Origin of the sequence: Rubripirellula lacrimiformis (assembly GCF_007741535.1) — a bacterium.
In the GTDB taxonomy this organism is placed as follows: Bacteria; Planctomycetota; Planctomycetia; order Pirellulales; family Pirellulaceae; genus Rubripirellula; species Rubripirellula lacrimiformis.
The window spans coordinates 2,833,311-2,859,072 of the sequence record NZ_CP036525.1 but is presented as its reverse complement, the minus strand read 5'-3'; the positions used below and the strand labels follow the sequence as shown (position 1 = coordinate 2,859,072).

General features: G+C 56.9%; 22 protein-coding genes. 9 read left to right on the top strand and 13 right to left on the bottom strand.

The window, feature by feature from the left end:
• The first annotated feature begins 14 nt into the window (after positions 1–14).
• Entirely contained in the window at positions 15–1,193 is a 1,179-nt protein-coding gene (locus K227x_RS10140; protein ID WP_145169387.1) for a sialidase family protein, read from the top strand.
• A gap of 80 nt (positions 1,194–1,273) precedes the next feature.
• Here K227x_RS10140 and K227x_RS31120 read toward each other — a convergent pair whose 3' ends face one another.
• Both K227x_RS31120 and K227x_RS10130 read right to left on the bottom strand, forming a co-directional pair.
• A complete protein-coding gene (locus K227x_RS31120; RefSeq protein ID WP_145169386.1) occupies positions 1,274–2,242 on the bottom strand; it encodes an EF-hand domain-containing protein in 969 nt (322 codons plus the stop codon).
• A 79-nt stretch (positions 2,243–2,321) separates the two neighbouring features.
• Entirely contained in the window at positions 2,322–2,759 is a 438-nt protein-coding gene (locus K227x_RS10130; RefSeq protein WP_145169385.1) for a MarR family winged helix-turn-helix transcriptional regulator, read from the bottom strand.
• A gap of 238 nt (positions 2,760–2,997) precedes the next feature.
• Between K227x_RS10130 and K227x_RS10125 the strand changes: the two genes are divergently transcribed.
• Complete coding sequence (locus K227x_RS10125; protein ID WP_145169384.1) at positions 2,998–3,564, top strand: OsmC family protein; 567 nt, start codon at positions 2,998–3,000, stop codon at positions 3,562–3,564.
• A gap of 219 nt (positions 3,565–3,783) precedes the next feature.
• Here the strand turns inward: K227x_RS10125 and K227x_RS10120 are convergent, their stop codons facing one another.
• The 3 genes from K227x_RS10120 to nagA form a co-directional block, all read right to left on the bottom strand.
• Positions 3,784–4,488 (bottom strand): transposase, encoded by a 705-nt coding sequence (locus K227x_RS10120; protein WP_145169383.1) that lies wholly within the window; start codon positions 4,486–4,488, stop codon positions 3,784–3,786.
• Positions 4,489–4,573: 85 nt separating this feature from the next.
• Positions 4,574–4,897, bottom strand: coding sequence for a transposase (locus K227x_RS10115; RefSeq protein WP_246146719.1), 324 nt, complete (start codon positions 4,895–4,897; stop codon positions 4,574–4,576).
• 95 nt (positions 4,898–4,992) lie between these two features.
• Entirely contained in the window at positions 4,993–6,210 is a 1,218-nt protein-coding gene (gene nagA / locus K227x_RS10110; RefSeq protein WP_145169382.1) for an N-acetylglucosamine-6-phosphate deacetylase, read from the bottom strand.
• Positions 6,211–6,540: 330 nt separating this feature from the next.
• Here nagA and K227x_RS30395 point away from each other — a divergent pair, with 330 nt between their 5' ends.
• The gene (locus K227x_RS30395) at positions 6,541–6,681 is read left to right on the top strand and encodes a hypothetical protein (RefSeq protein WP_218933897.1); all 141 of its coding nucleotides are present in this window, start codon (positions 6,541–6,543) and stop codon (positions 6,679–6,681) included.
• Positions 6,682–6,839: 158 nt separating this feature from the next.
• On the opposite strand, the gene K227x_RS10105 is transcribed toward K227x_RS30395, so the two are convergent.
• Positions 6,840–7,565 (bottom strand): NYN domain-containing protein, encoded by a 726-nt coding sequence (locus K227x_RS10105; protein WP_145169381.1) that lies wholly within the window; start codon positions 7,563–7,565, stop codon positions 6,840–6,842.
• A 73-nt stretch (positions 7,566–7,638) separates the two neighbouring features.
• A complete protein-coding gene (locus K227x_RS10100) occupies positions 7,639–8,772 on the bottom strand; it encodes a twin-arginine translocation signal domain-containing protein (RefSeq protein WP_145169380.1) in 1,134 nt (377 codons plus the stop codon).
• Between the two features lie 164 nt (positions 8,773–8,936).
• Between K227x_RS10100 and K227x_RS10095 the strand changes: the two genes are divergently transcribed.
• The gene (locus K227x_RS10095; RefSeq protein ID WP_145169379.1) at positions 8,937–10,826 is read left to right on the top strand and encodes a hypothetical protein; all 1,890 of its coding nucleotides are present in this window, start codon (positions 8,937–8,939) and stop codon (positions 10,824–10,826) included.
• 204 nt (positions 10,827–11,030) lie between these two features.
• Here K227x_RS10095 and K227x_RS10090 read toward each other — a convergent pair whose 3' ends face one another.
• Positions 11,031–12,452: a sigma-54-dependent transcriptional regulator gene (locus K227x_RS10090; protein WP_145169378.1), complete on the bottom strand. Its 1,422-nt coding sequence runs from the start codon at positions 12,450–12,452 to the stop codon at positions 11,031–11,033.
• 603 nt (positions 12,453–13,055) lie between these two features.
• Here K227x_RS10090 and K227x_RS10085 point away from each other — a divergent pair.
• On the top strand, positions 13,056–13,700 hold the full coding sequence (locus tag K227x_RS10085) for a response regulator transcription factor (RefSeq protein ID WP_145169377.1): 645 nt from the start codon (positions 13,056–13,058) through the stop codon (positions 13,698–13,700).
• 3 nt (positions 13,701–13,703) lie between these two features.
• Here K227x_RS10085 and serS read toward each other — a convergent pair whose 3' ends face one another.
• Both serS and K227x_RS10075 read right to left on the bottom strand, forming a co-directional pair.
• On the bottom strand, positions 13,704–14,978 hold the full coding sequence (gene serS / locus K227x_RS10080; RefSeq protein ID WP_145169376.1) for a serine--tRNA ligase: 1,275 nt from the start codon (positions 14,976–14,978) through the stop codon (positions 13,704–13,706).
• Between the two features lie 60 nt (positions 14,979–15,038).
• The gene (locus K227x_RS10075) at positions 15,039–16,421 is read right to left on the bottom strand and encodes a dipeptidase (protein WP_145169375.1); all 1,383 of its coding nucleotides are present in this window, start codon (positions 16,419–16,421) and stop codon (positions 15,039–15,041) included.
• Positions 16,422–16,575: 154 nt separating this feature from the next.
• Here K227x_RS10075 and K227x_RS10070 point away from each other — a divergent pair, with 154 nt between their 5' ends.
• Complete coding sequence (locus tag K227x_RS10070; protein WP_145169374.1) at positions 16,576–16,917, top strand: ATP-dependent Clp protease adaptor ClpS; 342 nt, start codon at positions 16,576–16,578, stop codon at positions 16,915–16,917.
• Positions 16,918–17,178: 261 nt separating this feature from the next.
• On the opposite strand, the gene K227x_RS10065 is transcribed toward K227x_RS10070, so the two are convergent.
• Positions 17,179–17,745 carry a sigma-70 family RNA polymerase sigma factor gene (locus K227x_RS10065; protein WP_145169373.1) on the bottom strand — a complete coding sequence of 189 codons (567 nt, stop codon included), beginning with the start codon at positions 17,743–17,745 and terminating at the stop codon, positions 17,179–17,181.
• Between the two features lie 324 nt (positions 17,746–18,069).
• On the opposite strand from K227x_RS10065, the gene K227x_RS10060 reads away from it, so the two are divergent.
• Positions 18,070–20,325, top strand: coding sequence for a sensor domain-containing diguanylate cyclase/phosphohydrolase (locus K227x_RS10060; RefSeq protein WP_145169372.1), 2,256 nt, complete (start codon positions 18,070–18,072; stop codon positions 20,323–20,325).
• A 348-nt stretch (positions 20,326–20,673) separates the two neighbouring features.
• Positions 20,674–21,297: a superoxide dismutase gene (locus K227x_RS10055; protein WP_145169371.1), complete on the top strand. Its 624-nt coding sequence runs from the start codon at positions 20,674–20,676 to the stop codon at positions 21,295–21,297.
• Between the two features lie 83 nt (positions 21,298–21,380).
• Here K227x_RS10055 and K227x_RS10050 read toward each other — a convergent pair whose 3' ends face one another.
• Together K227x_RS10050 and K227x_RS10045 are read right to left on the bottom strand one after the other, a co-directional pair.
• Positions 21,381–22,523, bottom strand: coding sequence for a glycosyltransferase family 4 protein (locus K227x_RS10050; RefSeq protein ID WP_145177642.1), 1,143 nt, complete (start codon positions 22,521–22,523; stop codon positions 21,381–21,383).
• Positions 22,524–22,619: 96 nt separating this feature from the next.
• On the bottom strand, positions 22,620–23,525 hold the full coding sequence (locus K227x_RS10045; protein ID WP_145169370.1) for a polysaccharide deacetylase family protein: 906 nt from the start codon (positions 23,523–23,525) through the stop codon (positions 22,620–22,622).
• A 424-nt stretch (positions 23,526–23,949) separates the two neighbouring features.
• On the opposite strand from K227x_RS10045, the gene K227x_RS10040 reads away from it, so the two are divergent.
• Positions 23,950–25,530: a sulfatase gene (locus K227x_RS10040; protein WP_246146718.1), complete on the top strand. Its 1,581-nt coding sequence runs from the start codon at positions 23,950–23,952 to the stop codon at positions 25,528–25,530.
• Positions 25,531–25,762: the final 232 nt, after the last annotated feature.

The following is a 25,762-nucleotide window of genomic DNA, read 5'->3' as shown; positions in this document are numbered from 1 at the left end:
TCAGCAAGAACCCCATGTCCTTAATCAAGATGCGATCCGTCTTCCGCTTTGCTTCCCTTGCGTTTGCGTTTTGCTGCGTTGATGGGGGGCATTCCAACGCAAGCGATGTTGCCGCCGACCACCCGCTATCGAAAACAATTTCGATTCCGACAATCGATATCTCGCACGAAACATCACGCCATACGATCGTCGCCCAGGGCACCCCTGAAATCTATCAAGGACATCCCTGCACAGTCTTGCTCCCCGACGGCAAGACCATGTTTTGCACGTGGTCGATCAATCACGCAGGACACCTTGGACCGCTGGCCCGAAGCAACGACGGTGGCAAGACCTGGACCGGGCTGCTAGAGGTGCCAAAGAACTGGACGGAAGTCACGCAGACAACACCCACGATTCACTATCTGGTCGATCCGAATGGCATCGGTCGCATCTTTGTCTTCGGTGGCCAAGACTTTCCGGGGCGTCTACGACAGGCCTACTCGGAAGACGGTGGTGTGACGTGGACACCGATGAAGGAAACAGGACTAGCCGCCGAATGCGCCCCCAAGACGATCCTGTCGTTCGACGACGGCAAACGTTTGGTGATGTGGTGCGATCGACGTGGGCCGTTCGCCGCCAATCGCCCCGATGCGGCCCCGTACATTTGGGAGGCCGAATCGCTTGACGGTGGGCTCACGTGGTCGCCAGAGCGGCCTGTGGTTCGTACCGAGTCGCGTTGGGGACAGCCGGCGGTCATCCGATCGCCCGATGGAAAGCAGCTTTTGATGGTGCTTCGCAACGAGAACTCCCATTCACTGTTCTCGGTAAGCGACGACGAAGGAAAAAGCTGGAGCAAGGTTCGACCGCTGCCAGCCGCATTGACGGGGCACCGCCCCAAAATGCTTTACGCTCCCGATGGGCGTTTGGTCCTGGTGATGCGAGACACCGCAACGACCTCCAAGACCTTGGGACACTTCGTAGCCTGGGTCGGCACGTACGAAGACATTGTGTCGAACCGTCAGGGCCAGTATCGAATCAAGTTGTTGCACAGCAACGCAGGTTGGGATTGTGGCTATTCAGGTCTTGAATTGCTGCCTGATGGCACCTTCGTCGCCACCACCTACATCAAATATCGCCCCGACGAAAACAAACACTCCGTCGTGACCACCCGGTTCAATCTGAATGACATCGATCAGAAAGAAGCCATGCAATAGACCATCGCTTCGCCGTTTGGCCCCGCAAACGAAACCCACGAATGCAGTCCCGAACTGATGGATCATGCGCTAGCTGGTTGCTATTGCCCCGGTCCGGACAACTCTTCGGAATCGATGACGCCATCGTCGTTCTCGTCGAACCGACCGAAGATCGATTTCGGACCGCGAAATTCTTCCTTTGTGATCTTGCCGTCTTGGTTGGCATCGTGACGACGCATTCGGTCGACCATGCCGGGGCCCTCGCCACGCTGTGGCCTTCGGTCCGATGTTGCGAGTGCCGGCGGATTCTTGATCGCCTGCTGCATTTCCTCTTCGCTCCATGGCGGAACTTCTTTTCCGCATAGTTTCAACAACGACACAAACCAGTGATGCGCCATCACTTCGGCTCCCATGCCGTTGGGGTGAATCTTGTCAGCCTGAAACGCTTGCGGCCAGATCTTGCTGGTCGGCATCCAAACGTCTGGCCCTTCGAATACCGCGTTGGGTTTGGATTCGATGAAAGCTGCTAACGAAAGTCGTTCATTGCCGATCTCAGGCTCCATTCCTTGTTTGTAGATATGCATAGCCATCACAACCGCATCCGCGCCGTCGGATTTCAACAGATCCGTGTACACCTTCATCACCTCTGCACCTTGGCGGATCGCAACGCGATCGTTTTTGTCACGAATGCCTACCGATCGACCGCCAAAAGCCCACTGCAGCGATTGCTGAGCCAGCACGATTGTCGGCCGTGATTGGTCGTTTAGCAGCGGTCGCAGCTTCGTCGTCCATGGTTTCAGCGGCTGGCCAGTTTTGACATTCATCCATTTCGCAATCGGCGTCGATCCCTGCGTCGCCGATTTCACTTCAATGATTCGCTTTCCATCGAAGTATCGGTCTAGCTTGCGCTGCAACATCGCCGGCCAGTGGTACGAAGTCGAATAGCCGTTGACAACGAACGTTCGTGGCTTGCCATCAAACCATTCCGGGGCTGCATCCTGGCCACGCACGGAAGAGGCACAACCGACGGCGGACGCACACAGCAGGATACCTTTGAAAACGTTTCTCATGATGAGGCTTTCGGATCGTTGGAAGAGAAGTGAACGGATTCGCGATGCGGCGACAGGACAATCACTGGGGTCAGGTTTTCTACTTCTCGTTGTCCTTGGGTGTGACAACGTCAATGATTGAATCAAGCGACGCGTGGAAGTGTTTTCGATCGGAAGGTGACACCGCGTTTTCGATTGACGACCGGAGGGTTTCCGTGCTGCGGCTTAGTTTTGTGGAAAGCCGCCGCCCCGACGCGGTCAAATGCACTCGCCGGGCGCGACCGTCAATCTTGCAACGTTTGCGACGGATGTAATCACGCTGTTCCAACAGCTTTAGCATTGCTGTCACCGTGTTCCCGTCGGACGCCATGCGATCACCCAGTTGCGATTGTGTGACTCCATCCTCCTCTGCCAGCAACGACAACAACACAAACTGATCCGCCGTGACGTCGAACGAAGCGAAGTGCGCTTGCGCAACCCGATGGATCGCCAGGTACGCTCGTCGCAACCGCATCGGGATCGAATCTTCAAAAGTCATTGGTCACGATTTTCGTAGCTGAACTTGGTGTTTCGGGGGCGCCAAACCGAGATCTGAATCACCGGAACGATGTCTGGCCAAAACACAATTCCGGCTAGAATCGGCAGCGAGATCCGCCATTGCCGACCCAAAATTTCGTGCGTGCTTTGGACATCGCACTTGCAACATTACTACGGACACGTACTAATAGCAAGCAGATCAATGGACCATCCCACTTTTTGGAACTGGAGACCAATCCATGGCGCCGCACGAGTCACTGACGCCTATCGTCCGCAAAGTCGAAGAATCTTCCGATCCGAAGGAGCACGGATCCAGTCTGCAGCCGGTCCAGAAAAGGGAAGTGGTGCTGCGATTGGAGGCCGAATCGCTGGACAACATGCGCAAGCGGGCGACGGTTCGAGTCGACCAACCCAAGGGCAGCACATTCGAAATCATCTGTGACGAAGGCCCGTATTTGGGCGGGGACGATTCGGCGCCACCGCCACTGGCCTATTACAGTGCCAGCATCGCGTTCTGCTTGCTGACTCAGTTGTCACGTTACGCGGCGATCAAGAAGCTGAAGATCAGCAGCATGAAGCTGGCCCAGGAGACGCGGTTCACGATGGAGGGCTCCGTTATTCAAGGCACGCTGGCCGGCCGAGGCGTCGAGGTCGTCACTCACCTGGACATCGAATCGGACGAACCCGAGGAAGTGATCCAACAGATGATCGAAGTCGGCAAGAACAGTTGTTTCATCCACCAATCGATCATGAATCCCGTGCCATCAACGATTCAAGCCAAAGTCAACGGAACGCTGCTAAGCTGACCGAAGCTGACCGTTTCGCTTGGTAACGCCATTGATGAACGCAACACGATGAACCACTGGTAGAGCGTGATCCGCTGTCGACCAATTCAATGAAACGTGCCCCCGAAAAAGGTGTCACCCCGAAAAAGGTGTCAGGACTCTTTTTTCGGCTCCGACAGCTGCGGACGCGGCTTCGTGGGGCGGCCGCGTGAACGCAACATCGAGCCCAAGAAAAAGGTGTCAGGACTCTTTTTTCGACTTCGACGGCTGCGGACGCGGCTTCGTGGGGCGACCGCGTGAACGCAACGTCGACTCGAGGTTCATTCGCCGGGCGGTCGTTTCAACCCACGCCTCACTGCCAAAGGGACTGCCTCGCCGAACGCACCTACGAACCGCCTTCAGCTCATCGTCCGATAGAGCTTCGCTGACTCGCTGGCACCAGTTCGGAAGACGGGGGATCGGCCATGGAGAAAGTAACTTCGGATCGCGTTCGGGCTTTTCGAGCCAACGTGAGAGGGATCCCCAGCGCCAATCTTCTGCGCGATCCACCACGTTGGCCCGCAGGGAGTTCCTCTCTACGTAACGGCACACCGTGTAAAAATGGTCATCGTCCTCGACGGGAAAACTCTTGAAACGGCCCTGATAGACATGTCCTTCGCCGGACGTTCCGTAGTGAGCATGCAACCGCATTGTGTGGGTCAGCGTGACCCATCCAAGAAACTGACTCATCCCACCGTCGGCGGTCGGACGAAGCACAAAGTGCCAGTGGTTCGACATCAGCTGATAAGCCAAAATCTGGCAGGGATAGCGGCTGAGCCCCTCGGCAAGAATTCGCTCGAAAGCATCGAAGTCCTCCGGCTTGTGGAAAATGTCCGCTTTCGCGTTGCCCCGATTCAGAGCGTGATAGATCCCACCAGCCTCGTCTGCACGTTTTGGTCGTCCCATTTCAACACCTTAAAACTTCCTAATGCTCGAAAAGAGTCCTGACACCTTTTTCGATTGCGCGTTTTGGTCGCCCCATTTCAACAGCTTAAAACTTTTCAACACTCGAAAAGAGTCCTGACACCTTTTTTCGTTCGTAGTGAGCATGCAACCGCATTGTGTGGGTCAGCGTGACCCATCCAAGAAACTGACTCATCCCACCGTCGGCGGTCGGACGAAGCACAAAGTGCCAGTGGTTCGACATCAGCTGATAAGCCAAAATCTGGCAGGGATAGCGGCTGAGCCCCTCGGCAAGAATTCGCTCGAAAGCATCGAAGTCCTCCGGCTTGTGGAAAATGTCCGCTTTCGCGTTGCCCCGATTCAGAGCGTGATAGATCCCACCAGCCTCGTCTGCACGTTTTGGTCGTCCCATTTCAACACCTTAAAACTTCCTAATGCTCGAAAAGAGTCCTGACACCTTTTTCGATTGCGCGTTTTGGTCGCCCCATTTCAACAGCTTAAAACTTTTCAACACTCGAAAAGAGTCCTGACACCTTTTTTCGTTCGGTGGCCGTTGATGTAGACCTGTTTTACTTTTAGGGTTTTGCTCAGCAGGACGATGTCGGCTTGTTTTCCCTTGGCCAGACTTCCCACGTGTTCGTCGATCCCGGTTCGCTCGGCTGGCGTCAGGGTCGCCATCCGAACAGCTTCGTGAAGTGGAACACCGCCGATCTTGTGCATCGTTCGGACCATGTGATCCATTCCCATCACGGCGCTGGCCAGTGATCCCGTGGACGCCCAACCGACTTCGCCATCGCTCGTGAACCAAGACCCGTCGGACTTGGGGCCGAATCGGTAACGCCCCGGTGGCATGTCCAACGCGCGGTTGCAGTCAGTGACCAGACACAGTCGCTGGCTGCCCTTCATTCGCCAAGCAAAGTTCAGCAGCTCGGGTGCTAGATGCTTTCCATCAGCGATCACTTCGGTACTCATTTCCGGATTGGACAACACGTATTCCAGCATGCTGCCTTGCATCGGAACGCCCAGTCGATTGCGAACCGACGACACGTTGCTCATCGCACACCAGAAATGATCAACGTGCCGCATTCCATTTGCAAATCCAGCGTCCATCTCTGACCAGCTGGAATTGGAGTGTCCACAAGTGACCAAACAGCCTTGCTTTGTCGCATAGCGATAGAACGCAGCCGCTCCTGGAAGTTCCGCCGCGCAGGTCGCCACTCGGACGATGCCAGTGTCAAAGTAGCGTCGAAACTCGGCTGCCTTGGGGGTACGACAAACCGATTCGTTGTGACAGCCAACCTTCCCTTTGGCAAAGTAGGGACCGTACAGGTGTACGCCGCCAATCTTGCTGCCCGCGTCCACGGTCCAACCATCGCGGACCTCGACGCAAGCCGCCAACATCGCATGGATTTGATCATCGGTCCCGGTGCTGGTCGTCGGAAACAGCGTCGTCGTTCCATGTCGAGAGTGAGACTGACAGACCGTGCTGACCGCATCCACCGTACCGTCCATCACATCGGCGCCACCGCCACCGTGAATGTGGATATCAACGAATCCTGGGCAAATGTAGGCGCCCTTTGCGTCGATGACCTTCGCCCCGGCGGGAACACGAGAGCGAGCGGTGCCGACGTAAGAGATCCGTTCGTCGCGACAAACAACCACCGCATCGCGAAGCAAACGGTCGGGCAGAACAGCAGTACCGTTGATGATGCACAGAATGGTCACGAGATTCTCTTGGGATGGAGGACGGCAATGACATTGGACTGAGCGGACACATTTTTATCGCACGATCCTTCGCGGCAAGTATAACTTCGTGTCGTGATCCAAGTTCGGCAGACGGAAACGGTCCCGGCACCCAAGACCGCTGTTGATAACGAACCCAATTCCGATCGGACTGGAAAAGCAGGGCATCGCCGCTAGAAATGCATTACCGTTGTGATTGCCGAACCCGGCCAGCAAGCGACCACCGGATCCAGCCCGCCGGATCTCTCCTCAACCTACCGTCGAGATTCATTGCGATGCGACATTCCACGAATTCAACATGGCTAGTGATCGGTGCGGCGGTGCTATGTCTGGTCGGGTGCAGCAACCAAGCCAACCATCATTTCGCCCGCCAACCAAGTCGAGATCATCCAAACCGTCGAAGGCCTGCAAGAATGGCTGGACTACAACCGACCGAACAGCGCGTCCGAATGATGTCGCCGGACGGCATCGCCAAGGCCCTCTTGGTTTGGGAGCTCTGGAATGCATTGCTGCGTGGCGTTCGACACCAAGGATGCCTTCGATCGTCCCAAGCCTAGCGACAACCATGCATCGTCGCTTGATCAAGCGAATGGCGAACGATCAATCGACGACTACTTTCGAAGCCGCACTCGCACCGACGCTTGTCCAGCTTGCGTGCTCTTTTTAACGTCGAACAGATCAATCTCTTCGAACATGTCACTGAGTTTGGGAAAACCGTAGGTACGATGATTGAATGGACTCTGGTTGGAAATGTGGGCCCCCACTGGCCCCAGGGCTGCCCAACCGTCTTCGTCGGCTGCTTCCTTGACCGCCGTTCGAAGCGTGTTCATCAGTTTTGTATTCTGCTTTAGCGACGAGACAGACTTCTCCTTCTTCTTTTGCGGCGTTTTGCTGGTGTCGTCTTCATCCAAATAAATGAAATGGCTGCACGCTAGAACAAAGGGTTCTGGCGATTTTTGCCGACCGAATCCGATCACCTGCTTGCCATCCTCGCGTAGTCGCAGCACCAGCGGGGTGAAGTCGCAGTCCGATGAAACGAGTCCGAATGTTTTGACCTGCTTGGTGTACAGGATGTCCATGGCGTCGATCAACAACGACATATCAGCCGCGTTTTTCCCCTTCACCAGGTCGAACACCTGTTTGGGGGTAATCGCGTACTCGTGCAGCACTTTGACCCAACCATCCAGCGGACGCTTGGTCCAGTTCCCGTACGCCTTACGGATATTGACCACGCCATAGGTGGCAAGTTCCGAAATGATGAAGTCGATCTTTGCGGCAGGCGCGTTGTCCGCATCAATCAACAGGGCGATACTGTTTTCAGGATTTGTGTTCGACATGCATGCTGGTCATAGAAGAGGACCGAAAATCTGGGAGCCAATGGCGGGCGTCTAGTGTGCCCGCCGTTCTGAACTAAACCCGTTCCAGCTTGACCGGAGCGGTGCGTTCGCCGTTCCACTGGCAAACATAAACGCTGTCATCTTCATCGATGCAAACATCGTGACCGTGATAGAACGTTCTGGCCTTGTCTTGGTTCACCGTTTGCAAAACGCCGTCTTCATAGATCGGTTGCTCACCTCCGGGGCAAGAGACCACGCGATCGTTTTTGTCCATGACCATCGTGAATCCGGATTGGTACAGCCACGGCTTGGGCACGTTGACTTTCGCAAAGTTGTGGCTCCAGCACACGCCGGCGTAAACTTGGTCGCCATGGATCACCGGTCGGCAGATCTTTAGGTTGGCCAACGGCACCGTTTTGATCCACTTGCCATCCAACGAAAAGTACTTGAACGATTGCTGGGAACGGCTGGTCACGATCAGTCTAGGATTGGCGGGATCCCGGTTGTCCAGTGCAATGCCGTGTGCGTTGACCAAGTTGTAGTTTTTGTCGTCGTTATTGCGTCCGCCGAATTTCTGAATGAACTTGCCGTGTTGGTCGTATCGCAGGATGAAGTCGGATCCATAACCATCGGCAACGTAAATATCCCCATTGCCCGCAACCGCCGTTTCAGTGGGCTGAAACAGCATCTCGGGAGTGTAGGCGCCCACGGTCATCGGATGGCTGATGGTGAAGATCATCTTTCCGTCGATCGTCATCTTAGCGACGTATCCATTTTGACGGACCATCGTGACGCCGTCCTGAAGACTACGTGCCCAGCCACTTTCGCAGACGTACAGCATGTCTTCGCCGCCTTCATCGACTAAAGTCAGACCATGACCGCCGGGCCAGTAAGTCCCCCAGCTGTCGAGGATTTTCCCGGACTTGTCAAAGATAATGATGTTGTTGCGTGGGTCGTCACCGATCATCACCAACCGGCCCTTCGAATCCTGGACCATCTCGTGGCAGTTGTCGATCGGGAACCGAAACGGATTGACCTGTGCCCAGTCCTTGTTGACGCGATAGCGAAAGTCACCATGCCCGATCAGATTTTCGTCGGCCGGCACGTCATTGGCTGCGGCGTGCACAAGATTCGCGGATGGAGAAAAAGCAGCCGTCGCAGCGGACGCCATGAGGCTGGTTTTTAGAAAGGTACGACGATTCGGCATGGAGGTTACTGACGCGAAAACTTGAAAGGGAGACAATAAAATTCGTTTCGATGATTCGGCACAGCATACCACAGCCACGATTTTTTCATTCCCGTAAGCGCCCGCCGACGGACAACTTGTCCTGGATGGGTTTTTGTCACGCCAAACACAAAGAGAATGTGTAAATGTCACGCCTTCCGCTCTTTTCATGGATGTTTGTGGGGTTGCTTTTCCATAGCAATCTGGACGCCCAGAACCGCTCGCAGCAGATGCCCAAACAGGACGTCATTGACGTTCCGGCGATCGGCGAGGGACTTTGCGTCAGCAACGTGTTTCAGTCGAACATGGTGCTGCAGCGTGATGAGCCGATATCCATTTGGGGATGGGCCGATGCTGGGGAAAACGTCGTCGTGACGTTCGGCGGAAATGAAGTAGCCACCACCGCGTCTGACGACCGATCATGGAAAGCCACCTTGCCCGCTTTGGCTGCCAATTCCGAACCACAATCCATGACGGTAGCGGGATCAAATCGGGGCTTGACCATGGACAACATTCTGATCGGTGACGTCTGGGTGCTGGGCGGACAAAGCAACATGGAGTTTCCGCTGGACCGCATCGAAAACGGCCAGCTGGAAATCGTGTCGGCCAACTTTCCCAACATCCGCATTCTAACGGTGCCAGCCCAAAACGGTCCGCAGCCGAAGACGGCCTTCCCGCGACTGCACGAATGGAGCGGATGGTTCGGGCGTCACTATCGCAAGGGCGACTGGGATGTCTGTACTCCCGAAATCGCCCGCGAACTGTCCGCGATCGGCTATGTGTTCGCACGTCGAATCCACATGGCAACCGAAGTGCCCATCGGCGTGATCGACGCATCGCGTGGTGGGACCACGGTCCAGACATGGACGCCGTCGGACGTCCTTGCCGAAATGGATTCGCCATTGGTGAAATCGATGATGGCGGACTGGAACCAGAAAGTCAGCGACTGGGATGCAGAGGCCGATTTGGAAAACCGCATCCAGAACTATCGCCAGAAAGTCGCTCGGTTTCAAAAGGAGGGCCGTCCGATGCCCGCGGGCGAAACCGAGCCATCGGATCTTCGCCCCGGTCCGGCGATGGACCCGAACCATCCGGGCAACTGTTTCGCCAGCATGATGGAGCCGCTGAGTGGTCTGGCCGTCAAAGGTGCCATTTTTCACCAGGGCTACAACAACTGTTTTGATGGAACTCGCGGGACAGTGATGTATCGTCAAGTGTTTCCCCAAATGATCTCTGCCTGGCGAACAGCGTTTGACGATCCCGCGATGCCTTTTGGCATCTTGTCGCTCTGTACCGAAGGCACCGCACAAACGCTGGAAAACTATTGCCAGATGATGGCCAACCCTGGTCCATTCATTCGCGAAGCCCAGTACCAAACTTTCCTGGATCTCTATCAAACCGGCGACAAGAACATCGGTTTCGTCAGCACGTATGACCTCCGGCGCCGATGGTATCACCCGCAGTTGAAGATCCCGGCGGGCGAACGAATCGCACGATGGGCGCTGGCAACGCAGTACGGCTTTGATCGTTCTATCCGTTGGAAGCCACCGATCGTTGAAGACATGCAAATCGAAAACGATCGAATCATCCTACGGCTCGACGAAGCGGCCAGTGCCGTTGACGACGGTGGCCCGATTCTGGGGTTTGCGGTCGCGGGGAAGGATCGCAAGTTCCAACCCGCCAGCGCCCAGCACCTGGTCACCAGCACCAACGATCGCGGCCAAGATCAAACCGACAAGAAAGCGATCGTCCTGCGTAGCCCATTGGTTCCTGAGCCGGTTCATTACCGATACGCATGGGGCCGCAGTCCGCTGGGCAACCTACAAGCCGACCGTATGACCGATATCCCTTTCGCCACGCAGCGCAGCGATGACTGGTCCCTGGAAAATGTCCCGCTAGGCGTCCACGACAAAGAAGTCACCGAAAAGCTAAACCGCCAGCAGCAACAAAAGCAAACCAACGCACTTCGCCAACAAGACATCCAGCGGATCCTGTGGAACGCAGACGCTTTACGCGATACGGCCAAGCAAAACTGACTCGAACTTGCTAGGACGGGGACTAGCCACCGTAACGATCCGATGCATTGACGTCCGGGACGCCGCTTTCAAACTGGCAAATGGTGCCGTAGTCTACAGCTGCTAGCCAGTGACTTACGTCACACCCTGGAAGCCCATGCCACTTCTAAATGATCTTTGGCGATGGGATAAACGACGTCGACTGGCTGCCGTGAATCGGGCGGCCTAAGCGAATTGTAGGCGGGGATCGTCGAGGCCTAGGCGTTTCATTTTTTTGTACAACGTGGTGCGATTGATGTCTAAATCGTCGGCCGTTGCCGCGCGGTTCCAATGATTCGCTCGCAGCGTTTGCAAGATAATCTGCCGTTCGGGTCCTTCCAAAGCTTCACGCAGAGTTTTGCCGGAAACATCGCCCAGGCTGACGGTTGGTGCGCTGCCGGCGGTCAAACTGGTTGATGCATCGGCGCCGCTGCCGGTCAATTCCGGTGGCAGATCTTCGACGGTCAGCACGGGACCACGCCCCAGCAAGACAGCTCGTTCCACAACATTTTCTAGCTGGCGAATGTTTCCTGGCCACGCGTAAGCCTGCATCGTTTCGATCGCGTCCATGTCGAAACCATCCACGTCCCGCCCGCAGGTTTCAGCAGCCTCGCGAAGGAAATGGTCGACCAACAATGGCAGGTCACCCATTCGTTCCCGCAGCGACGGCAGCACGATATTGACGACGTTGACTCGGTAGTACAGATCTTGGCGGAACCGTCCCGCTTCGACCGCTTGGCTTAGGTTTTCGTTCGTCGCCAGAATCACTCGCGTGTCGACCGAGTGCGTCTCGGTTCCGCCCAGCTGTTCGAACTGAAATTCCTGAAGCACTCGCAGCAGTTTCACCTGCATCGCAGGTGTTGCGGTGGCGATCTCGTCCAAGAACAGCGTCCCACTGTCCGCCAATTGGAACTTGCCAGCACGATCGGTGTTGGCGCCGGTGTAGGCACCAGCGACGTGTCCGAACAATTCACTTTCCAGTAGTGTGTCAGGCAGTGCACCGCAGGCGACTTCGACAAATGGGCCGCTGCGACGTTGGCTGCGAGCGTGAATGGCCCGCGCGATCATGCTTTTACCTGTTCCGTTTTCGCCGGTGATCAGAACCGATGCACGTGCGTCGGCGATGCTATCGACGACGTCAAAGATCTTCAGCATCCGATAGTCATGGCTGAGAATGTTCTCCAGCCCGGCGCGACGATCCAGTTGTTGGCGTAGTTCTTCGTTCTGGCGTGTGATTTCGCGTTGCCCGATGGCTCGTTCGATCGCCAGCGTCAACTCGTCATCGATCAGTGGCTTGGTCAGCAGATCGTAGGCCCCGGCGCGGACCGCTTCGACGGCGGTTTCGGGGGTCGCGTATCCGGTGATCACCAAGACGGCGACATCAGGGAATTTTTTGCGGGTGTAACCGATCAATTCGAATCCATCTTCGCCGCCCAGACGCAAATCCGTCATGACCAGATCGAAGCGACGTGTCGCCAGGGCCTGTTTGGCTTCGGACAGCGTGGCCACCGTTTCGACCTGATGCGACATTTCACGCAGCCACAGGGCCATCGATTCGGCTAGGTGGCGGTCATCGTCGACCAGTAGTATCGAAGCAGAGGGAGTCATGTTGATTCCGACAAGCACAAGTGGCGAAGACTCGAATGGGGCAGAGGGTCTCGAAGCTAATCAAGCGTCGATCCGTGGAATCGATCCCGTAAATTCACGGACTCTTGGGATGCGAACGACCACTTGTATCTAGGTCACAGTTTTTAGCGGGTCAATAAATAGGTGCATTTCCGGTGCATTGGGGCAGCCCCCCCCCCCCCTCACCCCCGGCCCCTCTCCCCCACGTTGGATGCGAGTGGAGCTCGCATCCAACGTGGGGGAGAGGGGAGGCAGGAGAGCGGAGGGACAACGTGTAAATGCGGCTAACGGGTTGGACTAAAGGGGGTGGCTGATAGACCTGGAAACTCGATTTCGTGGGGGAGAGGGGAGGCAGGAGAGCGGAGGGACGACGTGTAAATGCGGCTAACGGACTGGACGAAAGGGGGTGGCTGAGGTGCCTGGAAACTCGATTTCGCAGCGGGATTTGGGGCTTGCCGAACGAATTGCGGTGACCCGCTGGTGCAATCCGTTCACCCAGTGAACAATAGTCGACATCCATGGGAATTTTTGCCGATCAGAAACGGATTTCAATTGGCTTCGACTGCAGAAACGGACGCACAGCGTATGACACTGAGGGTAATGATCGTCGACGACCACGAAGTGACTCGTTTGGGGATCGCAGAAATATTGGAATCGGCAGGCCATCACTGGGCAGGTTCGTTCGCCAGCGGCGAACAGGCAGTCGAGGCAATGACGGGCGAATCCACTTGTGACGTCGTGCTGATGGACATTCGCATGCCATCGCAGGACGGGTTGGCCGCGACACAGCAGTTGCGGGCCGATCATCCGAATCTGCAGGTGGTCGTGTTTAGCGCCTACGACAACCCGACTTACATCGCTCGGGCGGCAGCGTTGGGAGTCTACGATTACTTATTGAAAGACACGCTTGCAACGTCGTTGCTGCCTACATTGCAACGCATCGCCAGCGATCAGCCGCCGCCGCCCGACAGCCGACTGCTGCGGCTGTCAAAATTGATGGGCCAGGAAATCAATCCCCGCGACCTGCCGCCCGAACTGCCGCTGACCGGTCGCGAAGGCCAGGTCCTGCGTCACGTGGCGTTTGGGCTTAGCAACAAAGAGATCGCAAAGTCACTTGTGATCAGCGTGGAAACGGTCAAGGAGCATGTTCAAAACATCCTGCGAAAGACCAAGGCGACCGATCGAACCGACGCCGCCGTCCGCGCCGTCCGCCTGGGCTTGGCCGATTGATCGCTAGCCGATCGTGTCCTTTCCGACCCAGGGCCGGAGCACTGCGGGGACATTGATCGTGCCATCGGATTGCTGGTGGTTTTCCATGATCGCAATCATGGCACGACCGGTGGCGACGGCGGTTCCGTTCAGGGTGTGAACAAACTCGGTGCCCTTCTGTCCGGCCTGTTTGGAACGGACATTGAGGCGACGGGATTGGTAATCGGTACAGTTGCTGGTGCTGGTGACTTCGCCCCACTCGCCGCCGTCGCCACGGCCAGGCATCCATGCCTCTAGGTCATACTTGCGATAGGCGGGTCCGCCCAGATCGCCGCTTGCTGTGTCGACGACTCGGTAGGGGACTTCCAACGCGTCAAAGATTTCGCATTCCAACGAGCGCATCATTTCGTGGGTCGCGTCGCTTTCGCTGGGCGCCGTGAAGGCGAACATTTCGACCTTGGTGAACTGGTGGACGCGGTACAGTCCCTTGGAAGCCCGACCAGCGGCGCCGGCTTCGGTTCGGAAACAGTGGCTGAGTCCACAGAATTTCAGCGGAAGCGATTCGGCGTCGATCGTTTGCCCCGCCAACATGCCGCCTAAGGTGATTTCGGCGGTACCGACCAAGTTCAGTTCGGTGTTTTCAACGCTATAGATCTGAGTTTCTGGACCGCGCGGATTGAAACCGATGCCCTGCAGGATGTGCGTCAGCGCCAAGTCGGGAGTCGTCACCGGCGTGAATCCACGATCCGACAACAGGCTGATCGCGAACTGCTGAAGCGCCAGATCCAAACGGACTGCTTCGTTCTTTAGGTAATAGAAGCCTGCGCCGGAAACTCGCGCGCCGGCTTCGAAGTCGAACAGGTCATGCTTTTCGCCCAGCTGAATATGGTCCAGCGGTTTGAAATCGAAAGCTGGTTTGGGCGTCTTTCCAAACGACAGTTCCTTGGCGTCATCTTCACCGCCGGTAGGAATATCGGGGTGAGTCAGGTTGGGAATCTCGGACTGAATTTCCAAGATCGCCAGTTCTAGTTCGTCGTGTTCTTTTTGAGCGGCATCTTTCTGTTCACGCAGTTTACGCCCCTGTTCGATCAAGGCTTGTCGAGCATCCTGATCGGCTGCTTTGGGGATCTGTTTGCTGGTGTCGTTGGCCTGCCGATTCAACTCTTCCGCCAACCGCAGTTTCTCTAGCCGCTGCGAATCCAACGCAACCAAACGATCGACATCGCAGGTGACACCTCGGCGGACACAGTTTTCGCTGACAAGTTGCGAGTTCTGAATGATGAATTTTCGATCGAGCATGACGGTAGGTCTTCGAGGTATCGAGTGTTCGCGAATGAAAGAGAATGAGTGACGCAGATGCTAGGGTGCCGACTTGAGTTTGCCCAGTTCGTCCCACAGCAGCGCCGACGCACGGATGCCCCGGTGATAGTCGGCGATGCGGAATTTTTCGTTCGGGCTATGGGCGTTATCGTCCGACAGTCCCCAGCCGAGCAACAGGCAATCGCACTGAAGCACTTCTTGGAAACGGGTCACGATCGGGATCGATCCGCCTTCGCGAATCAGAACGGGCTTTTTCCCGAACGCGGCTTCGATCGCATGGTTTGCCGCGGCCATGAACCGGCTTTGGGTATCGGCCAACATTCCCGGTGCACCGTGGTCGGGGGTCAGCGTGTAACGGACGCCCGGTGGCATGTGCTGGGCCAAGTGTGTTTCCAGCGATGCAGTGACTTTCTTGGGATCTTGGTTGGGCACCAATCGGAAGCTGAACTTGGCCGATGCCGTGGCAGGGATGATGGTCTTGACGCCTTCCCCTTGGTGTCCGGCAGTGATGCCGTTGACGTCGAAGGTTGGCCGTGCCCAGCGGCGTTCATCGGCGGTGAAGCCTGATTCACCGAACAATTCGTCGACGCCGATCGACTTTGCAAAGGCGGCTTCGTCGATCGGCAGCGCTTGCCAAGCTTTCCGTTCCTGATCGCTCAGTTCCACCACGTCGTCGTAGTACCCGGGCAACTGGATTCGCCCATTGGAATCGACGATCGACGACAAGACGTGCGACAGTGCGATCGCCGGGTTCATAACGGCACCACCGAATGAACCGCTGTGCAAATCTTGGCTGGGACCATCGATTTTCAATTCGTAGGTGGCGATGCCTCGCAAACCGTACGTGATGGCCGGTTGTCCGTCGGAGTACTGCCCACTGTCGCTGATCACGACACAGTCGCATGCCATCCGCTCGGCCAAGTCGGGCAACATCCGTTCCAGATTTTCGCTGCCGACCTCTTCTTCGCCTTCGATCAGGAACTTGATCTGGATCGGCAGGGGGCGTCCTTCGGCCAGCGCGTCGCAAACACTCTGGACGTGCGTCAGCACTTGGCCTTTGTCATCGGTCGCACCGCGGGCATACAGGTTGCCCTGACGGACGGTCGGTTCGAATGGTCCAGTGATCCACTGGTCCAAGGGTTCGACCGGTTGGACGTCATAATGCCCGTAAACGACCACCACGGGTGCACCGTCGACCGGCGGAGTCTCTGCCAACACCATCGGATGGCCTTCGGTGGGCAAAATTTCGACCGCCAGTCCTGCCCCGCGGAACTTGTCCGCCAACCAAGTGGCTGCTTCGATCACGTCGTCTTTGTGGGTTGAATCGCTGCTAACGCTTGGGATCCGAAGCCACTGAATCAGTTCCTCCAGATGGCGTGGGGCGTTTTTTTCCAGGGATTCCAGCAAAGAGTTAGTCGACATGTTCGAATTCATCTTGGATTTTCGTTCATTTTTGGGACTGCCGATCGCTATGCGACCGCGCTACAATATAGGCGTCAATCGCGGTGGCCGAGAATCAGGGTCAAGTCCAGCGGTTGAGCCAGTCAAGTTCAGATTGCAAGGAGCATGATCGATAATGGCAGATCAGCAAACGATGGTGGCCGAGCCCGAAGTGGAGCTCAAACGAGAACAGAAACAAAAGCCGAAGAAGCAACCTCGGTACAACGTCGTCCTATGGGACGATGCCGATCACAGCTACGACTACGTCGTGCTGATGATGAAACGGTTGTTTCATCATCCCATCGAAATGGGATTCCAGATCGCAAAACAGGTCGACAACGGCGGCAAGGCGATTTGCTTGACCACGACGCTGGAACACGCCGAACTGAAACGCGACCAGATCCATGCCTTTGGGAAGGACGAATTGATCGCCAGCTGCAAGGGCAGCATGTCGGCCACGATCGAACCGATCAGCTAGGTCGCCGACCGCTCGTCAGTCAATCGCACCCCAAGCGGGGCAGGCCGCGTGAAGCAGGCATGCTCCCGCGTTCGTAGCGAAGGATGCCAACGGGTTGTCGATTTAGTCGAACTTTCAACAGCAACGGTGAGGCCGCTGATTGTGAGGCCGCTGATTGTGAGGCCGCGGGCATTCGCGGGATTCCCGGCCGCTCACGCGATCACGGCTCACGAAATCGGCAAACTCTTGGCGAGTTGCCCTACGTAAAATCGGAGAGGCTTGTTAGGGGCGGCCGTTCCGCATTTTTTGGCGGGCTCGACTCAACATGGGTCCGACGCTGTTTTCCTTGACGCCGACGACCTGGCTGATCTCTTGGTAACTTCGGCCTTCCAGGTGATACATCCGTACGACGTTGGCTTCGACGGGCCCCAGCTGCTGCATCAACCGCTGCACTTCGTCCTTGTCCGCGATTCTCGATTCGATGGACCGATGGTCTGCGTGCTTGGATTCCGCATCGACGGACGCTTCACCGCCAGCGGCGTGTGATCGCAACTTTGCCAATCGCCGTGCGATGACGCGTCGTGAGACCACCGTCAAGTAAGTCGCCAACGAGCAGTTTCGTCGAAACCGCCTGAGCACGGCAAAATCGTTCCCCACCAAAGTCAGAAAGACTTCGGCGACCAGATCATCCCGCGTTGCGCGGTCGATCGTGATGCCACGAGACTGGGATGTATGGTTGGCGACGTGCACCACCAGACCAAGAAATCGGTCTACGAAATCTTGCCACGCGCGTGGAGCTTGGTCCAAGCATCGTTGAAGCAGTAGCCGATCGACCTCTGAGAGACTCACTCGAAAAGCACCAACGATCATGCGAGAAGAACCGCCCCCGACGTTCGGGGAGAACCGGACCCCACCGCCAGAATTCGCGTCGCGGCAATCTAAAAAACTGCGAATGCGAGGCGACAAAACGACGATGAGGGTATTTGCATGGTAGGTAGCGCGGGGGTGAATCGCAAGCATTCCCCGATATTCGTCGTGATCGCGCCCTGCCGACCAACTGAACCCTGGCAAGTCGTGACGTTTCCGCGACATTTCGCGATCAACGGTCCTGCGTAACCTAGATTTCAGTAGCTCTGACACTGACTACCGTTGCACCAAGATTGCCAGCTCTGCATGACCGACATAACCTCGACAACCGCGCTATCTTCGCTGACGGCAACCGACTTTGCGGTGCCTGTGCAGGCGGTGGGCGCTTCTGATTCGCAAGGCCACGTGCAGGAAGCCGGATTCGAACGGGTCGGCGACCTATTGGCTGGCCTGCGGGATTCGGCCCCCCAAGCGACTGCCAGCGCCAGCGAGGACCAACCTTTCGAGAACCGACTGGCGGTGGTCCGGTTGGGCATGGCAACATCGTTGTTCTATTCGCTTCGGACCAAACACGCTGCCACAGCCGGCCATTGTCTTCGTGTCGCACTTTCCTGTTCGGCATGGGCAGAACGACTGGGCTTGGACAGCGACACCCGCGATCGCATCGAAGTGGCCGCGTTGCTGCACGACTTGGGAAAGATTGGCATCCCAGACCGTATTCTTCGCAAACCCGGCAAACTTTCGGTCGACGAACAACTGTCGATGGAATTGATTCCCGAACTGGGCTGCGAGATTCTTCGCGGCTGCACCAGCGACCAAGATCTATTGGACATCGTCCGCTACGCCAACACTTGGTTTGACAGCCGTCGGCATGAGGAAGGTCCACGTGGCGACGCACTGCCGATCGGTTCACGAATGTTGGCGATCGCCGATGCGTTCGATGCGATGACCACGGACACCGTTTACCGCCGAGCGATGAGCCGCGAGCGGGCGATCCAAGAATTGATGCAGGGCGGAGCCTCGCAATTTGATCCCGAATTGGTCAGAGATTTCAGCCGGATGCTAGAAGCACGTCCAGAAATGCTTCAGCAAATCGTTGTCGATCGATGGCTGCGACAACTGCACAAAGGCTCGGGGCCTCATCTTTGGGGTGCGGCACCAGCCGACAACTCGATGCCATCCGACGCTGGCAGAGCCAGTTCACGTGAATCGTTGTTCCATCAACAACTGATCGGGAACCTGAAGGACGGCATCGCATTTACCGATGCCGAGGGCACCATCATCCAGTGGAACGCCACGATGCAACATCTGACCTCGATCGCTCCCGAAGCGATCGTTGGACAATCATGGAGCAACGAATCGCTGCGACTTCGTCAACAGGACCAGACACGCGACGATTGCGAAAGCTTCGTGCGTGACTGTTTGGACAGCGGCACTGCATCAACCCATTCGATGTTGATCGAACAGCCAGGCCGCACCCCGACTCCGGTGCAAATTCAAGTTTCCCCAGTGGTGGGATCGACACCGGGCATCCATGGCACGATTGTGATCGTTCGCGACCTTTCGGACCAAGCAACGCTGGAAGAAGAACTTGAAACGCTGCACGTCAAAACGACCTTGGATCCGTTGACCAATATCGCCAATCGAGCACACTTTGATCACATGTTGGCCGAGCGAACCGATGCAACCAGCGCCGGCGGTCCAAGTTTCAGCCTGATCATTTGTGATATCGACCACTTCAAACGCGTCAATGACGTGCACGGGCATCCGGCGGGCGACGAGGCCTTGAAGAACTTTGCCGAGATTCTGCGTTCGCATAGCCGTGACGGCGACACGGTGGCCCGATACGGTGGTGAAGAATTTTTGCTGTTGGCCCCCAATTGCGACAACGCGACGGCCACCAGACGTGCCGAAGCGATCCGAATCGCTCTGGAATCCACACCGCTGGATAGTCTGATGGGCGAAGCGGTCACCGCCAGCTTCGGCGTCACTGAATTCCAGGCTGGTGATAGTCCCGAGACGATCCTGGCGCGGTCGGACCGAGCGTTGCTGAAAGCCAAAGACAATGGTCGCAACCGAGTGATCCAGTTGGGTGCTGGCAATGTCGTCCAGTCGCCTAGCTCCGAATCCGTGAATTCACGAGGCTGGTTGGACTGGTTGACCGGCCACAACCAGTCGGCAGTCAGCGAGATCGACATCGTCACACCGGTACCGGTCGACTTGGCGATCGAGAAACTAAAAGGCTTTATCGCCGACCACAAAGCCGAAGTCATCCATGTCGATGAAGACCAGGTCTCGCTGAAGTTGAACGTCACGTATTCGCGGGGTGGCCGCCGACGGGCCGACCAACAAATGGCGGTCAATGTTCAATTGACGCTAAGTGAGGGTCGAAAAGAATGTGAGAATCGACGTGGCGTGATGACGACGAATGTACACGTCCGCTTGCAGCCGATTCGCAATCGAGACCGCCGCGGACAAGAGGTCGCCGCCTGCTTCGCCCAAGTGATCAACAGCATGCGAAGCTATCTGATGGGCGAACTGAAACGTTCCGATTTAGCCTAGTTCGGCTGCCCAAGCGAACCTGACGCGTCCACCCAATCTGGAACTCGGGCGCCCGCAAGGTGGTGGTGACAGTGGTCCGTAGACGGCCCCGATGGATGACGGTTGGGCGATGGAGGCACAGAGATCGCCGCGGAAACGGCGACACCGCCGATATCGAACGTTCGCTGGACACCTGGGTAAGAATGGGGGACAGCGGGGTAGGCGGCGAATGCGGTTTTGGGCGGTCCCGGGCGGTGCAGATCCCTTTGGGCACTTGCGGGGGCTGGACGCATCGCTATCGTCCTGGACACTAGTGGGGACGTGTTTCATCCGATCCCCCAATTGTCCCCTTTCCAGGAGCCTTCGGCCATGGCCTATACACTGCCACAACTGCCTTACGCGTACGACGCTCTCGAGCCCAGCATCGACGCCAAGACGATGGAAATCCACCACACCAAGCACCATCAGGCTTACATCACCAAGGTCAACGACGCGATCAGCGGCACCGACCTCGAATCCAAGTCGATCGAAGACCTGATTTCCGACATGGCATCGGTTCCCGACGACAAGAAGGGTGCTGTACGAAACAACGGTGGCGGTCACGCCAACCACTCTTTGTTCTGGACGGTCATGGGACCTGGCAAAGGCGGAGCACCGTCGGGCGATCTGGCCGCAGCCATCGATTCGGCGTTTGGTTCCTTTGACGCCATGAAGGAACAGTTCGCCGCCGCCGCAGCGACTCGTTTCGGCAGCGGCTGGGCATGGTTGTACGTCGACGGCGGAAGCCTAAAGATCGGCAGCACCGCCAACCAAGACAGCCCGCTGATGGGCGCCGCCGTCGCTGGCATCGGTGGCATCCCCGTCCTGGGCTTGGACGTTTGGGAACACGCCTACTATCTGAACTACCAAAACCGACGTCCCGATTACGTTTCGTCGTTCTGGAACGTTGTCGACTGGGACGCAGTGTCGAAGCGATTCGCAGACGCTAAGTAGCCCCCGACTTCGGGCTCTCGAAACAGCGATACCGGAATCCCGATGTCGCTTTTCAGTTTTGGATCATTCGATTGAACGAGTGATCAAGCGCTAGCCGATTTGGTAGCAGCCAACGCTGCTACCGGTCGGCTTACTTTTTGGTCGTACAGCAGCGTGGCCAATCGGGTGTATCCGTCGACCATGGAATCCAGTGATCCGGTTCGGATGACGAGATCACGTCCGGCTTTCCCCATTTGGCGGCGCATCGCCGAGTCGCTTAGCAGTTGATCCACACGATCGACCATCGCGTCCAGATCCTGCGATGGAACCAACCATCCCGTTTTGCCTGGCAAGATGGATTCTTTGATGGAACCAACGTCGGTCGCGACCACGGGCACTTCGCAGGCCAAGGCTTCTAGGATCGAAACAGGCGACGCTTCGTTCAACGAAGACAGCGTGAACACATCCAGGGCGGCTACCAAACGCGGCGTATCGTGTCGCGTACCCAACATGTGAATACGATCTGCGACGCCAAGTGTTTCGGCCAAGTCTTCGATCGTTGCACGCTCGGGACCATCCCCAACGATCACCCAGTGAGCGTCCGGATGCCGACTGCGCAGCGCCGCAGCGGTGCGAACCAGCATGCTGTGGTTTTTCTCACTTCGCAGCGCGGCAACCAAGCCGATCAACGGTGTGTCGGATCCCAAACCGAGTTCCTCACGAACCGAGGCACGGTCGGCGTCGCTGGCCACAAAACGCTGGCAATCGACTCCGTTGCGAATCACATGCACTTTGGACTCGGGAAATCCTTCGAATTCGTTTAGGAATTCCCCGTGCGAATCGGCAACGCCGATGAAGCCATCGGTGATTCCGGTCAAGTATCGATTCAATCGTCCGACCCCATCGGGCCAACCTGTCGAATGAAGTGCCGACATGATGACGGGGACGCCGGCTAGATGCGCCGCCAATCGGCCCCAAAACATTTTGTCGCCGGCGCCGACGGTCACCACCACATCGGCACGCTGGCGATGCATCAAAGTGGCCAGTCGAGGCAAGACACGCAGATCCCATTTTTTCGATAGCAGTCCGCTGTGGACCGGGAACTGGTCGGCAATCGTTTCTCCCAGCGGCCCAGGTTCTTTCAAACACACGACTTCCGGACGGATCACGCTTGGATCCATCTTTCGCATCATGTTGACCAATAGCGTTTCAGCGCCGCCTACTGGCATGCTGGTGATTACGAACAAACAGCGAAGCGGACCAGCCTGGCTGCGAGAAGGGATCGAGCGCCAGGGACGGGATCGAGTAAGCAACATCGTCAAAATTGACCTTGGTGAACGAATTCAATGAGCGGATGCCAACGAAGGGGTCGATTCCCCGATCGTGGCACGTGTTTCGATGAACGATCGAGCCGGCGGCAAGAAATACCGTATCGTTGGTTCTTGGCGGATCTTTCGGGGATCAATGCTTAGCCAGTTTTGGAGCCGAGCGAACTCGGGGTCACCATGGAACCGGCGCAGATGGAACCAGTCGCGATCGACCAAGTTGTAGGCACCAAACGCACTGCAAAACCCGTCAAATCCCGACTCGCCAATGACTTCGATGGCCGCCTGGGTCAGCTGCGCAGGCATGCCGAAGGGAAAGGCAAAGTACCGGACTCGCCGACCGATCATCTGTTCCAAATCGTCCTTGGCTCGCGCGACTTCATCACGAATCACTTCGGGGTCGTGAATTTTGGAAAAGTCCACATGGTTCCGCGTGTGGCAACCAATTTCGATCCCCGCGTCGGCCAATTCCCGGATTTGCCCGATCGTGTTGACAGGCAATGGCACCCCAAGATTGACATCATGTTCGAACGGAATTTGATCGCGAACGTTGGCCGTGGTCACAAAGTAAGTGCAGGGGATGCCACGCTGGATCAGCAACGGCATCGCAAAGTCGACGTTGTCACCATATCCGTCATCAAACGTGATCGAGATGGCGGCCGTGTGGGACTGCGAGGTGCGAACGCGGCGCTGGACTTCATCCAGCCCAATCATTTCGAAATGCTGCTGGCAATGATCGATGTGCCGCAGAAATTGATCGTTGCTGATCGTCCATCCGTTGGGATGCGTATCCGAAACCCGATGATAGAACGAAATGGAAATGGGCGCTCGCCCTTGTTTCGCAGCCTGCAGAAGCCGGGCCCGTCTTACCGGCCGGGCAAGTCGAGTCAGAGCATTCAGCGCGGCGAGCTTGGTCGATGACATGAACAGCGAGGGGATGGTCAGAGAGGGGATTCAGTGGGGGCAATCCAGCGGTGTCGCGTTGCTTTTGCGACGGCGCAATTTTCATTGCTCAACCCTACGACACACCCAACCACCCCGCCTTCACTGATCGAAAGCTTCTAGCCAACCCCTCGTTATCGGGAGGGACGCGGTACCGTTTCCACCGCTGGTAACGGTTAAAGTCCGTTTGCCGGGTTGCCCCGATTGTTCGGATCGGACAGGTCATGACGAGTCAAATCGACTAGAATGGGCGGCGAATGACGGCGGCGACTTTTTCCGCCACGCTTCGCCCCCCCACCTAACCACAGGTGCGTCGCCGGCCGGTTTTGCGTTCGCACGCAACTTACGCCCGCGACCACATCTTTCCCGCCCCGACACACACATCTGACTGACGAAAGAAATTCTGATGCACAGTGCTGCGACCGCTTTCTTGATTCGATCCACCAACCATCCCGTGACCGGATCACGACTGGGATGGACCTGTCTGCTGTTGATGGTGTTGACCACTGTCGCTAGTGCCCAGTCCCAACGGCCCAACATCGTGATGATTTCGATCGACGACCTGAACGATTGGGTCGAACCGCTGGGGGGACATCCCGATGTCAAGACACCTGCGATGCAGCGATTGGCCCAGCGTGGGATCACGTTTACCAACGCCCACTGCCAAGCGCCGCTTTGCAACCCCAGCCGCACCTCGCTGATGTCCGGTCGACGCCCCACTTCGACAGGCGTTTATGGTCTAGCCCCGTGGATTCGGCAGTGCCCCGAGTTCGCCGATATCAAGATGATGCCACAACATTTTCATGACCACGGATACCGCACGTTGATCGGTGGCAAAATCTATCACGGTGGCAACGGTCGCGGACGCGACGAAGGGCAAGAGTGCGATGTGTGGGGACCACCGGCCAAGGTGGGTGTGACGCCCAAACAGAAACTGATCCCACCGACTCCCGGTGGCAACCATCCGCTGATGGATTGGGGCACGTTCGACCACCGCGATGAAGACAAGGGCGATTGGCGTGTCGCGTCATGGGCAGTCAACCAAATCAAGACCATGCCGAAACAGAATTCGGACCAGCCGTTCTTTTTGTCCGTCGGGTTCTTTTTGCCGCATGTGCCATGCTTTGCGACGCAGAAATGGTTTGACATGTATCCGGACGAAACCTTGACGATGCCGCCAATCATTGCCGGCGACCGAGATGATACGCCGATGGCATCCTGGTTCATCCACTGGGACCTGCCCGAACCCCGGACCAGTTGGTTGAAAGAGAACAATCAACTGCGACCGCTGGTACGCGCCTACCTTGCGTGCATCAGTTTCGTCGACAGCCAGGTGGGACGCGTCCTGGATGCGGTCGAACAATCGCCCTATGCCGACAACACGATCGTGGTGCTGTGGAGCGATCATGGTTACCACCTTGGCGAGAAAGCGATCTCTGGAAAGAACAGCTTGTGGGCCCGTTCCACTCACGTGCCGCTGATCCTGGCCGGCCCCGGCATTGGCAACGGTCTTCGCTGTGACCAACCCGCCGAACTGCTGGACATCTACCCAACGCTGACCGAATTGGCCGGACTGCCCCAAACCGACGGGTTGGAAGGGATCAGCCTGAAGCGGCAAATCGATTCGCCCACAACGCTGCGTCGGCGACCAGCGATCTGCACCCACAACGCGGGCAACCATTCGGTCTGTGACCAACGATGGCGATACATCGTGTATGCCGATGGATCCGAAGAACTGTACGACCGCGACGCCGACCCGAACGAAACCACCAATTTGCTGGCACAGTCGTCGCAGCGAAGCAACGCACAAGGTTCCGAAACCAGCGTCGCTGACCAATACCGCCAAGAGGCCGACCGTTTGGCCGCCTGGCTGCCGCGGGACGAACGACCGCTAGCGGTGGGCAGCGCCCATCGAGTGCTCGAGGAACGGACCGACGGGTTTTATTGGGAAGAAAAATTGATCGATCCTGATCAAGCCATCCAATAGGAATCGTCCGATGACGGATGCTTGGAATCCGTCGCTGAGATTTGCACCGCTAATCGCAGTCGGCATTCAGCCAGAGGGACACTGGTTGACCGAATGCGAGCCTGTTGTACGGATTTCGGCCCCGGCCTGCCGAACTGTGCCGGGTTGCCGAAATCGGGTCTTCGCCCAATAGTGGTGGGGGACCTAAAATCCCGTTTTGACACCTCCCGATCATCAAGAAAAGCAAGAGATA